Raw genomic sequence first — 12,635 nt, forward strand, 5'->3', positions numbered from 1 at the left:
TCAGACCATCTTCAACCTTACCTCCAGATTCACCACCCCGCTACACACCGTTTTTGTGGATAAGTGCGGCGTTTTTGCCCAAATCAGCCAGCAAGTCATGACTTCCCCAGCGCTGGGTGACCGCTACACCCGAGGCTTTCTGACAGGTAGGCCGAAAGTATTCAGCTTGTTTATGTCGCGTACATACGCCATGACTTCTCCCACCTGGCCGTTGTAGTTACGCAGACTGACTTTCCCCACCAACAACTGTTTGAACCGATACATTGCCGTCTCTGCAAGTGAGCGACGGTGATACCTCCATATCTTCTTCCTGTGCGCCAGTCCTTTCTTGCGAATCGCCAGCAAGGTGCCCCCCTAAACGCTCAATTAATTGACGAAAAGTTCCGGGTAGGTCGTTCTCTGCGTCCTCCAGGATCTCGGGCAATTGTGGGTTAATGTATGCAATACCTTTCGGAACAATGATGCCATGTTGAGCCAGCAGGCCCCTTATTTGATTAGCTTGTGCCGTTCTGGCTTTGATGAACCCTTATCTTGCGCGATGTAGCGCCGACACGGCTAACTGCTCGCCATTTTTATGGGCACAAACCGCATATTGGGTCGGGTGACGGCTTCGCAGATAGCTTCTGCATCCGCAGCATCATTCTTGTTGGTCTTTACATAGGGTTTCACGAACTGCGGCGCCATCAGTTTGACGGTATGCCCCATTCCTTGCAGTGTATTGGCTCAGTAATGGGCACTGCCGCATGCCTCCATGCCGATCAGGCTAGGAGGAAGATTGCCAAAGAATGAGAGCATCTTATCCCGCTTCAACTGTCGCTTGAGGACCGTCTTGCCATGTTGATCAACGCCATGTAATTGGAAGAGATGTTTTGCCAGATCGATGCCGATAGTCGTAGCCTTCATGGTGGTCGCCTCTCTCATCAGTGGGAACTTACATTCGTCACTTGGGCACTCAGATGCCGTTCTGGGGAGGTGCGCCTCCCATAAAAATATAATTATTATTTTTTTTACTACACATCAGTGTCCAAATCGTCAGAAGGTGCAATAACTTGATAATTTAATAATGGTACTAGCATGTCATTTTCAGTTATTGCCTTAAATACCGCTAACTTTCAACTCATGATATTGGAAAACGCATCAAAGAATGAATTAACGCAGGTGCCAGGAAAACACAACATAAAACACCATATACAGCACGGCACCACGTATGAATTAGAAATTAAAATATCAGCGTATCCTCTTGGTACAAAAGGATGGCATCAAAAATAGAATGTTCAGTGCATAGCATATAATTCATACCATTTACAAACATTGATAAAGGGCTGATTGTTTTAACAAACGCTCCTACTAGAAAATTGATAATGTGCTATAGTTTGTTTTGACCATTGTAGCGACGTTGATTGATGTGCGTTTGTAAGTATACACATTAAGGAGCGAAACATTGCTAAGAAATAAAATTAACTCACCAAATAATGCCACGGCGTTAGCCTTTATATTTTTAATTTTCATCAATACTTTAGGAGCATTTGTCTTCTATCATCAGCTCGTAAAGGACATAAACCAACAGTTAAGTATTTCAATATACAAAGCCGTAGCCTTAATAGATCAGGTTTTTTCTTTTGCAGAAAAAGCAAGCATAGATGCATTATCTGAGTCAGATGATAAGTGTGATGCGATATTGTTAGTCCTGCGAGAAAAGGTTGCTCTTGTTCCCTTTGTAAGGACAATTACATTAGCAAATAAAGGGATGATGTTTTGTTCCTCATTACTTGGGGATGTATCACACGATCGCATCAAAATCCGTGATAAAGATTATCATTCTGGCAGGTTGTTTTTGATGGCTGGGAATAACATTAAAAAAAATCATCCATTGGTTATATTTAGGGAAAATAAGCCACCATTCACTGCTCTTGTTTCTGTAGATAGCGACTATATAGAAATGATATTGAACATATCAAGAGACAATACTGGCATGAAATTTCGTGTAGGTAATAAATCACTTGATGAGTCAGGGGACTACCATTACCATCAGAATGAAATAAAGTCATTTATTTCATTGGAACGTAGTTCAAGAAAATACCCATTTTCCATATATGGCTATACAACATTCTCCAATGCGAAGGATAAATTCAAAGATGAATATGGATTTTTAGCTATTACTTCATTTGTTCTCAGCATACTTGTAGCCTTATTAATTAGACGGCTATTGATGATGCCCGCAAATTTTTCAGATCAAATTAAATCCGGACTTCAAAATAACGAGTTTGTACCCTATTTTCAACCATTAATTGAATCCAACAATAACAGGTTCATGGGTGTTGAGGTACTTATGAGATGGAATCATTCAACGGATGGTATAGTTCCTCCAGACTTATTCATTCCACAAGCAGAAGCATCAGGATTAATAGTTGAGATGACGAGAAAGCTTATAATTGACACAGCTATCATACTTCAGTCTTATCAGCACGCATTACCTAGTGGTTTTCATGTAGGCTTTAATGTTACATCTCAGCATCTAGAGAAAGAATCATTGATTGATGACTGCTTGTATTTCTTTAAAATTTGTTCTAGGGAGAGGTTTACCCTTGTGTTAGAACTAACAGAAACTAGCATTCTGAATTATAGTGATGAGATTATGAAAAGATTAGATAAACTTTCATCTATAGGTGTTGTTTTAGCATTGGATGACTTTGGCACAGGTCACTCAAGTCTAACTACGTTGCAAAACTTTAATTTCAACTGCATTAAAATAGATAAATCATTTGTAGCAAGAATTGGCGATGAGCCTTGCTCGCGTCATATTGTCGACAGCGTTATTTCTTTAGCAAAAAAGCTAGACTTATTTATAGTTGCTGAAGGGGTAGAAACCAACGCTCAAGAAAAATATTTGCGAGAAAAAAGAGTTGATTGTCTACAAGGATATTTATACTCACCACCATTAGATAAGGACCAATTTGGGTTGTATCTGATAAAATCGCAATTTAATAATGTAGAGCGATTCTAAATTGTAGTCCCCCCCAAGTTTAACACATGACCGTGCTGAGTGGGAGCGTCCATCACATCGCTATAAGTGTATTTATTGAGGAAATGTCGGCTACTGTTTAAGACCAATCTATTAAAGATAATAAACGAACATTTACTATTACCAGGTAGCGCATGTGTTTATGTGTAGCTGCACTTCTCATGGCTACTTGATCAACAATAGTTCTAATTACAACACCATAACCTTTGAAACATGTTGCAACCTCATCAGATGCCCACATCATCTAAAATAGTAAAAATCCCCAGTTTTTGTTGATGATCTTTTTCCTATGTCGTTAACGTTCTATGCCTGCTCTTCTCTATTGGCGCGCTATTGAAACTTTTTTAGTCTGCCTGTAGGTTGGATTTTCTATGGCATAGTAAGTAAAATAGTACATATCCATGCTCACTCATGTTTATTTTCACCTAACGTGGCGAGTTCATCTGATATATTTTCATTAGCGCACCTATCTAGGTGTTTACAGCAACAAAAATCATTTTATAACAAAGAAAGCACTTACCGAAACGGTAAGTAATAGTGCTAATTTAACCAGTAAGCCTAGGGAAGGTGCGAACAAGTGGATCGCACCTTCACCACGAACTCTTTGTCCGCATTTGAAATACCCATCACTCTAAAAACCTGACTTTTTGCTTCAAGTGTTCGGCTATTAAGCGCCATTTAGCCTCATTTTCGAGGCTTATCTCGATTTTTGGGCACAGCTATCCCATGCCCGTATCATCTGGTCCACGCGAAACAGATTCGCCAGCGTAAACAACATCGCCAGTTGGTTGTCGTTCTTGCGCAGCCCCTTGAACCGCGCCTTCACAAAGCCAAACTGACGTTTGATGATCCGAAACGGGTGCTCCACCTTGGCGCGGATGCTGGATTTGAGCCTCTCAAAGGCAATCACAGCCTTGTTTTTGCGCGGATGCTTTTTGAGCTCCTTGAGCCTGCCAGGTCGCATTGCAATCGCCCATTGTGCCTTTACATCCGCCAGCTCTTCACGATTTTCCGCACCTTGATATCCTGCGTCAGCGAACACAAATGCCTCTTCGCTATGGAGCAGATTCCCCACTTGATTGAGGTCGTGCTCATTGGCTGCCGTGGTCTCCAGACTGTGCGTCAGGCCACTCTTGGCATCGACACCGATATGAGCCTTCATGTCGAAGTACCATTGATTGCCTTTCTTGGTCTGATGCATCTCGCCGTCACGCTTGTTCTTGGTCGAGCAAGGGGCCTCAATGAGAGTGGCATCGACCAACGTGCCTAGCTTCATCATGATGCCGGCGTCAGAAAGCCATTGGTTGACGGCGTCGAAGAGCTGCCGGGCCAGCTGGTGCAGCTCCAGCAGATGGCGGAAGTTCATGATGGTGGTGCGGTCGGGGATGGCCTGGTCCAGTGAGAGCTTGGCAAACAGACGCATCGAAGCAATCTCGTAGAGCGCATCCTCCATGGCTCCGTCGCTAAGGCTATACCACTGTTGCATGCAGTGAATGCGCAGCATGGTATCGAGTGGGTAGGGGCGACGGCCATTACCTGCCTTGGGATAGACGGGCTCGATGACCTCCAGCATCATTGCCAATGGGAGCAACGCCTCCATACGAGCCAAGAATAACTCCTTACGGGTTTTGCGGCGTTTGCCATTGAACTCGCTATCCGCGAAGGTGAGCTGATGATTCATGCTGAACCTTATCCATGATGCCAAGTGGGGCTCATGATCTCACATCAGGGACTTGTTCGCACCTTCCCTAAAGCGGCTAGGATTGCAGTAGAAAATGTAAAGTGATGGATGCTCTATACAGAGCGGATCTTTGTACGATTCATAGAGATCGTTTCAATTTGCTAAGCTGAAAATCCAATCTGTAATTAGGATCACAAAGCCTTTCCTTTTCAGGGACGTAGTGGTTATCCACCTCATCAGAGAATGGTGGTTGGTGAATCAATTCAAAAGGCGCTCCATGGGGCTGCGGCCCCATGGGCGCTATGTGTTCTGTCCCAGTTGTAGTAGTCTGCTAGCTGCTCATGAATGACCTCAGACTGAGTATCAACAGTATGTATGGAAATGGTATTCACCTGACGGCTGCCCACAAAAGGGAGTGGTCATACAGATTTAAACCGGATAACAAAACGGAACACCTACCGTGTTATCTGGAGTCACCGTATGACCACCAACGAGAAAGGCGCATGTCACAAACTCAGCCTGCTAGAGCTCGCCAAAGAGCTCAATAACATAAGCAAAGCCTGTAAGCTCATCGGCTACAGCCGCCAGCAGTTCTACGAAATTCTCCGTAATTACCAGACCTATGGCGCCGAGGGCTTGCTCGACAAATTGCCTGGCTGTCAAGGGGATCATCCCAACCGGTCGATCCTGAGATTGAGCGGGCCATCCTCGATTACTCCCTTACCAGACCAGCCCATGGCCCACTGCGGGTCGCGCAAGAACTAGCTCTACAAGGTATCAACGTCTGTGCCGGTGGAGGGCGTGGCGCGTGGCAACGGCACGACACCAGCAAGCAGCCAATTATCTCTGCCCATGTGCTCAACGAAACGGTGTTGCCGTTCTTTGAAGCCCATGAGGCTCGGGTCTATACCCATCCTGCCGGATAACGGGCGCGAATTCTGTGGGCGCCCTGACCATCATCCCTACGAGCTGTTCCTGCAACTGGAGGGAATTGAGAACCGGACCACCAAGGTGGTCGCAGAGCAATGGCTTTATCGAGCGACGGCATCGCACACAGCTGGATGAACAGTGCCGTATCAAGGGGGTACGACCCGGTATGAGTCGGTAGAGCAAATGCATATAGATCTGGATAACTACCTGAAGCACAGCAACACCCAGCTACCACATCAGGGCAGGGTGATTGAGGGTCAGAGCCACGACAGTATGTTCATGAAGAGTTTGAAATTGATACCGAAAGAAGTGCGTTCTGAAACAGAGCAAAAAATAGACCAGTTTGCGATCAGCAACGAATGATAACTAGATCTGTAAATCTCCAAAATGCTGGATCAGGCTGTTCACGTTGGCCGGAATGGCTGTGCAACTTCCTAGGAACACGCATCGGAAGCTGAATGACTGAGCTCTACGAGAGATATAATTTTTCTTGCTTTCTCAAAGTGATCTAGTTTCATTTCCATGATCCACCATTGGGCTACTTCCATGAGTAACTCAGGATCGTCATTCTTGTTGGCAAAGAAAGCATAAAATGACACGCCAACATTATGCCCTTTCGCCACAATTTTAGCTTCACACACATTCACAATCTTAGTTCGGATGCAGAGTCTCATTATGCTTCCCTGATGGTTACGGCCATCACACATACGAATATTAAGGAGAGAATAACACTCGGCTTTAGACGTACTATGAATTTCGATAAGCAATGTAATAAAAGACACCGGCTTTAGGCCGGTGTCGGGTGAGCAGCGTCATCATACTGCCAAAAAAGCAGCACATCCATGCTGTAGCCAAGTACCAGTACTTATTTTGCTAGTACAGCCTTAACTATGTTGCAGAAAACAATGGAAATTACAATTGAATTACTTTATTCAATTTTTTTTGAACCTCGACATATACAGAGTACTTAACCCTAGAACATACTTGGTTCATTTTTGATTCAAGCTCCATACTCATCAATTCTTTTGGGTCTTTTCCCATTCGCTGCTGCTCTGCTTTATATAAAACATAAACCTTATATATATCATCTAGCTGTTGATAGTATGCCCTGTACGCAACGCTGTTTAGTTCACGAAGAACTTGGAAATCCTTATGGCAGCGTTCGTCTATTGGTGCATTCAGGTGAGTTTCTTGCTTCTTTCCGTTCACCATCGCGTCTTTTGCTATCAAGGATGGTGATTTTGCGCATCCTGTAAGCATCAACAAAAATGCAAAAAAAATCGTTTTCTTTAACATTTATTCCAAACTCCCTGTAGTACAAGTGACAGTGGTCACCTAAACCAATCTTAAAGACAGCTTTATTATAAAAAAAGCGCATCAAAACATGATGCGCAAAGCACATGACATGGAGATGATACAAAACACAGACTATGGTTTGTTAGCATGTACACATGGAATCATTGCAACTCACAAATTTGTGAAATTAAATCTCACAATTGCGTGAAATGCATAAACCACAGCAACCACCAACAAGCGTCATAATGAACAAAAACTAACACCAAGCCAAATAAAACAATCTATTTATTTTTAATTAAACTTTTTCATCAGTTTGCTTATAGGCGACACCTTAAGTTAAGCGGGGTTCAGATTCATGGCGAAAAAATTAATCTGAGAGATCCTCCCCCTCGCAGATGATGGCCGCAGTTCAGAGGTCATGGGTAATTCAAGGCAAAGAGATCTGTGAACCTCAAGGGATGCGAAACGGGATGTCAGAAATTACTTGATTCATAACTACAACTGGCAGCGTTCAGAGAAACATACAATGACGAGACATAACCAGCACAAGCCGAAGATTGGCCTAACCAAGAACACGAGTTCATTTGGCCACCGCACCTCATCGCTTGACACTGTTTAAGGGGCGTAGAGGTCACTACTGGCATTCCTGCTAGCAGCAACTCGCTAAACGAATCTAGCATAGCATCCAAATACACACTGTTATGTATGTATGATGCAGTAACAATTTTACGAGATTTTGGGGCCGCAGGAAAAAGCATAACAGGTGAAACTGTTGGCGAGCCTCCAATGATGGTAGCTGTTGTGGGGGATTTTGGTGCAAGTGCGAGACCAACAATCATACAGAACTCTGTGGCTAAGATAGCCACAATCCATTTTCTGAACATGGTCACTAAATATCTCATACCTTAACATTTAAATATCATTAAAAATGCATACCCCATGACCATCAAATTCGATAGGCACAGCAAACCCTAATTAACGCCACCAAAAACAACCAGTGATTATCGTAAATAAAACGAAGTCAGACACATTAAGGGTCACGACTCATACTTTAACTAAATATAAATTCAATTAGTTGAGTTCATGCACTCTTAATCTTTATAGCACTGCCTTTAGCCAAGCAACCCCTATAGTAATCAGGCAGTTTTTTTACTACAAGTATGCTCAACAACGTAGCAATGACTAAGACTTAAAATTTCTAAGTATTTTTTATGGCTTTCGCATCTACTACCATCAGCACTACCTACGTAAATACTGACATAACTTTCAAGCCTTCTACTGGGCGTTAAGCAGAGATATGAAAAATGATATACATTGCTGAACTACGACATGCTTACATTCCTCAGCAAAGACAAGAGTAGCGGTGAAACCGTTAGGCTGTCAGTCTTAACTTAAAAAGGCCTCGTACTAACTCATCAGTATCTCAGTGTCAAAAATCAATATTTAGATCTACTGGCTGTAACTACAGCTATATTAATGCGGCGAGGTGTCTAGGGAAGTCTGGGTAATTCGGACAAAGGAATTACAGCTTGCTCAATCAGGCGCATCTGCCAACCGGTTACACAGTGGAGTATTTTTGATATGTGTGCAGTGAGCACGGAGAGCGAACCAGGTGTTATCCACATCAACTGTCTGCACTGGGTGAGCAAGGCCTTGATAGCCGTCATCGACCTGAGCACCTCTACAAGAAGCTCATGGGTATCAAAACAGAGTTGACGACCTTGACACTTTTGGTTGATGCTCACAACCGCTCGCAAGCTTGCTGTCATTTCCAACAGAATACTATCCCCCATGGCGAGCTGAGCGCACTTGGGTAGATTCTGATGAAGTGGCCAATAAAAAACGTAAAGTGCAACAATATCACCATACACTACTCTGTATTCATCACAATGACTCATGAAGTTCCCCTTCAATTACTCTTGTTACATACCTTGATTATTTATCTGACTCCCGAAAATGGGGAGATGAGAGAAGACCATACCACCGCTGAGGGTACTGGACAGGCAGCCTCCCCAGAGGCAGCCAAATAGTGGTCAGGTCATGAGGGTGAGCACTAATACTTATGAGGTGTCACCTCCGTTGCTGGAGATTATGTCAGAAAATAAATCAACGAGATACGCCCCCCCCACCGTTAAACAGAAATCAATCACGACGGAATTATTATTCAACAATATAGCCAAAGACATTGAATTTTACGAGTATTGTCGAATATGCGTTATCAACCTCAGCACAAATAGACGCTTACAAAAAGTCTCCTGGATCTGCTTCTTAATACCCTTTCCATCGAGCTGCATCAAGAGTTCGTAAACGAAAAGTCTGGATATTTGAAAATGCTCCGCCTTGCGACCTGTCGAAGTAGACAGGGAAATGCATGGAGAGGGAAGTTTGCAATTAGAGTCACCATGCTTCATGGCAACATCTACAGTCAGAGATAATTTTCTCCAGTGTTATTTGTGAATCTGTATGCCATATATTTATTGACATCAGCTGCGGCATGCATTCCCATTGCGTTAGCATAACCCTCCCTAAAGGAATACAGAAACGCCCCTGTTATAGTTGTGCCTCAAGAAACGCGCCAGTTCGAGGGGCCGTCCAGAAGAATAACTGGTTTTGTAGATAAGGGTGCTACAGAGCGATTATCCTTAGATGTATATCTGAATGTCCACATGTTGCCATCAACGTTAACAGATGGGTCTTCACTCTGTGGAAATTCAACAGATGTAACCGTGGCAACTTCTACATCTGTGAATTGCGCTATGCCCGAGGACGGAAGGGTAGTTAAAGGCTCTGTTCTCTGCGTTACACAAACTCGAAGTTTGGGACTTTCTTTATCGGCAACATAGCCATAATCAAGATCATCTAGAGAATTGAAACTCAAGGCAGCTCCAGACTTGAGAGGCTGAGTATTCTGTGAGGTTGTCCCATAAACGACCTGCAACTCCACCTGAGTAGAGTTGCTTTCTATTGCAGACACGAATTCATAATCTCTATCATCACTAAACACATACTCAACCTTGAGGGGAACAAAATCAGCATCTGGCATGATTTTTTGAGTGATTGGTGTTCCGCTAGACGCACTCACGAGTCTGACAGATACGGCTGCCGCCGCCCCTTCAATTGGCCCTGATGAATCCGACACAATAGCTCTCACGTTTGCGGAAAGCAGCCCACACAATAATTAAATAAATTAAATACTACTTGATACTTTATGCACATGAACACCTCCAGAAATGGAAACATATAAAAACCATTTGTCAATCTCTATGAAATGATTCAACTAAAAATTCAACATACGATTAGCATTTCACGAGCACTCGAGCAGAACTTTTGCTGCATCCCTAAGCTCACAATACCGCTTAGTGAGCAATGTACGACGTTCAACTCGCCAGCCACCATATTTAGCCAACCAGCGCCTCGGGCGTTGTGGATTCCAATTATCAACCGCTTCACGCAATCTGGCCTCTAGGCAGTGTTCTCAAAATGCTGGTTTTCTGTCCACCAATAGTTCCCGTAAGTAACGAAGGGAGAAAGCCAGCTTGATAAAAGCAGCAAAACTTCCCGCCAGCTTTTCATACCTCGTTGAGAATCGGAGAAACTTCTTCAGCCATCCGAAGCACCGTTCGACCACATTTCTCCTACGATAACGAGCTTTGTCTAACACCAGTGGACGTCCCTTATGGTGCCGTTGCTGGTCGCTGCGTTGCGGGATAACCGCTTTTATCTTTCTGCGCCGGAGTTCTGCCCGCAGAGCCCTGCTGCTATAGGCCTTATCTGCGGCAAGATGAGTTGGCCGAGTGCGATAACGGCCTGATGAAGTCGGGATCCTTGCCATGGCCAACGCACTTGTCGCATATCTGATTTCCGCTGATTGCCCCGGCGAAAGGCAGAACCCCAGCGGTAAACCATTACCATCAGTGACCAAGTGAATTTTGCTGCCAAAACCACCACGAGAGCGACCAAGGGCTTGATTCACCGGAGAGTTTTTTTACGCGCTCCGGCAGCATCTTTGGATGCCCTGACATTGGAGCCGTCAATGCACCACAGGTCGAAGTCGATAAGCCCTTCTTCATTGAGATGCAGTTGCAACGCAGCAAGGATGGCATCGATACGACCTGTACTCAGCCAACGTCGAAAGGTGTTATAGACCGAGCTCCATGGGCCGAAACGTTCTGGCAGGTCTCGCCAAGGTGCGCCGGTATGAAGAATCCATCAAGCACTTGGCGCGGCTCACGAGTAGGGCGTCCGCTTATGCGGCGGCATAGAAAAAGGGGCTCAATAAGCCCCCATTGTGCATCGGTCAACTGGTAACGACGTGACACTGCATAGGTCTTAAGTTGTTGAGAAGATTTGAGATTATATATTCATCACTTTAAGAACACAGCCTAGGTCAGACTGCACTATATTCATATCGTTCAGTTTCACCTTCATTCACTCTACTATCAGAGCAAGCCGAGCTACTCAGCACTACCCGGCTTGCCATGAAATAGCCAGACTTAAAATCACTCTTTGTTAGTAACTACAACCTGCACTTTAAGCTTTTGCATATCCTTGGTCGGCGTGAACTTCTGAGAGGTTGCATCAGGAATGTCGGCAAAAACGCCGGTACCATCGCCAGTTACAGAGTCTCGACCTTCAATCTGCCACTTGTACGCGAGCTTAGCCAGGTCACACGCTTTGTTAACGCAGAGAGGCTCAGCCGTCAACTCGGTCCCAACCTGTGGCACACCATCTACCAACCCGGAAATACTCACTTCATAGACGGAACCTGCAACTGCCGCAACAATGGCATTTGTGGAATCAACTGGTACCCCTGTGTGCGGGTCCGTAACAAGCGGGTCGGTGTTAGGCGTCACACTCAAAGTGATAGAGGCCCCAAGGTCTGCCGTTGTAATTTCATAAGTGCTTGCTGTAGCTGAATCAATGGGGGATTTATCACGCAACCACTGATAGGTGTCTCCGACTGACGGATCGCCATCAACATCACCAAAAATGAAGAGGGCATCAGGGTTGATAGAGAGCTCATCCCCCACATCAACAACCCCGTTGCTGTTTTTATCAATCCAAGTGATGGCACCTGCCGCCATAGTTGGAGCTCGCCCCATAATGGTGCCTGTAGGGGGGGAGGTCACGGCAAACACTGACGCAGCCTCCCCAAAAAAAAGCATACCTACAACAGCACTGGCAACTGCGCCTCTCTTAAACCCCAAAGCCCACTGATACTTCATACTTACTCCTGAATATTATTGTTTGCGCTCTTTTCACGTATTTGTCGTCTCACTTGGCATAGGCGCGACAAACAATTTAAAAAAGGTGGTGCCAAAGCACGGAGCACCACCCACTCCAGAACTAACCAACACTGTGCAGCCACTGGCTCACGGCATTGAACGCTCACTAATAAAGCCTCTGCACCAATCAACCACCGCCCTAACCGGAGCGATTAGTTGGCGGCTGCCTTGGGCGCAATCTCGACCCACAGCTGAGCTCGCTGCTCATTAGCGGGCACAAGGTATTCATCACTATTGGTTGCGCCCGTAGCGGTGCGGGTCACTCCATCCACCCCTTTGGCGTACCAGGTGAAGTCAAACTTGGACACATCACAGTCGGCAGCAAGGATAGAGTCCGGACATGTGAGCTTCGCCTTCCAGGTGGAGCCAACAATGGGGTTGGTACTCCCGGCACCACTCACCTCGGTGTGGACCGGGCCAC

8 protein-coding genes and 4 pseudogenes are annotated in these 12,635 nt (G+C 45.0%); 2 read left to right on the plus strand and 10 right to left on the minus strand.

Going from position 1 to position 12,635, the window contains the following annotated elements:
- Positions 1 to 123 precede the first annotated feature (123 nt).
- Positions 124 to 345: pseudogene (locus AB5Z09_RS17955) on the minus strand (IS5/IS1182 family transposase); the annotation flags it as partial.
- Positions 344 to 903 (minus strand): annotated as a pseudogene (locus AB5Z09_RS17960) (IS110 family transposase); the annotation flags it as partial. The pseudogenes AB5Z09_RS17960 and AB5Z09_RS17955, both read right to left, overlap by 2 nt.
- Positions 904 to 1,441: 538 nt before the next feature.
- On the opposite strand from AB5Z09_RS17960, the gene AB5Z09_RS17965 reads away from it, so the two are divergent.
- Positions 1,442 to 3,004: an EAL domain-containing protein gene (locus AB5Z09_RS17965; RefSeq protein WP_368195903.1), complete on the plus strand. Its 1,563-nt coding sequence runs from the start codon at positions 1,442 to 1,444 to the stop codon at positions 3,002 to 3,004.
- A 715-nt stretch (positions 3,005 to 3,719) separates the two neighbouring features.
- On the opposite strand, the gene AB5Z09_RS17970 is transcribed toward AB5Z09_RS17965, so the two are convergent.
- Positions 3,720 to 4,703, minus strand: a complete 984-nt coding sequence (locus tag AB5Z09_RS17970; protein ID WP_368195904.1) for an IS5 family transposase — start codon at positions 4,701 to 4,703, stop codon at positions 3,720 to 3,722.
- A 480-nt stretch (positions 4,704 to 5,183) separates the two neighbouring features.
- Between AB5Z09_RS17970 and AB5Z09_RS17975 the strand changes: the two are divergent.
- Positions 5,184 to 5,996: pseudogene (locus AB5Z09_RS17975) on the plus strand (helix-turn-helix domain-containing protein).
- Between the two features lie 71 nt (positions 5,997 to 6,067).
- Here AB5Z09_RS17975 and AB5Z09_RS17980 read toward each other — a convergent pair.
- The 7 genes and pseudogenes from AB5Z09_RS17980 to AB5Z09_RS18010 form a co-directional block, all read right to left on the minus strand.
- Positions 6,068 to 6,307, minus strand: a complete 240-nt coding sequence (locus AB5Z09_RS17980) for a DUF6500 family protein (protein WP_368195905.1) — start codon at positions 6,305 to 6,307, stop codon at positions 6,068 to 6,070.
- Positions 6,308 to 6,545: 238 nt separating this feature from the next.
- Positions 6,546 to 6,929, minus strand: coding sequence for a hypothetical protein (locus AB5Z09_RS17985; protein ID WP_368195906.1), 384 nt, complete (start codon positions 6,927 to 6,929; stop codon positions 6,546 to 6,548).
- Positions 6,930 to 8,419: 1,490 nt separating this feature from the next.
- Positions 8,420 to 8,827 carry a hypothetical protein gene (locus AB5Z09_RS17990; protein ID WP_368195907.1) on the minus strand — a complete coding sequence of 136 codons (408 nt, stop codon included), beginning with the start codon at positions 8,825 to 8,827 and terminating at the stop codon, positions 8,420 to 8,422.
- 665 nt (positions 8,828 to 9,492) lie between these two features.
- Entirely contained in the window at positions 9,493 to 10,068 is a 576-nt protein-coding gene (locus tag AB5Z09_RS17995; protein WP_368195908.1) for a hypothetical protein, read from the minus strand.
- 336 nt (positions 10,069 to 10,404) lie between these two features.
- Positions 10,405 to 11,248, minus strand: a pseudogene (locus AB5Z09_RS18000) (IS5 family transposase).
- 180 nt (positions 11,249 to 11,428) lie between these two features.
- Complete coding sequence (locus AB5Z09_RS18005) at positions 11,429 to 12,154, minus strand: ZirU family protein (protein ID WP_368195909.1); 726 nt, start codon at positions 12,152 to 12,154, stop codon at positions 11,429 to 11,431.
- Positions 12,155 to 12,366: 212 nt separating this feature from the next.
- Positions 12,367 to 12,635 (minus strand): hypothetical protein (locus tag AB5Z09_RS18010; RefSeq protein WP_368195439.1); only part of this gene is annotated, 269 nt, incomplete at its 5' end.

The organism is Aeromonas sp. R2-2 (assembly GCF_040908355.1).
In the GTDB taxonomy this organism is placed as follows: domain Bacteria; phylum Pseudomonadota; class Gammaproteobacteria; order Enterobacterales; family Aeromonadaceae; genus Aeromonas; species Aeromonas veronii.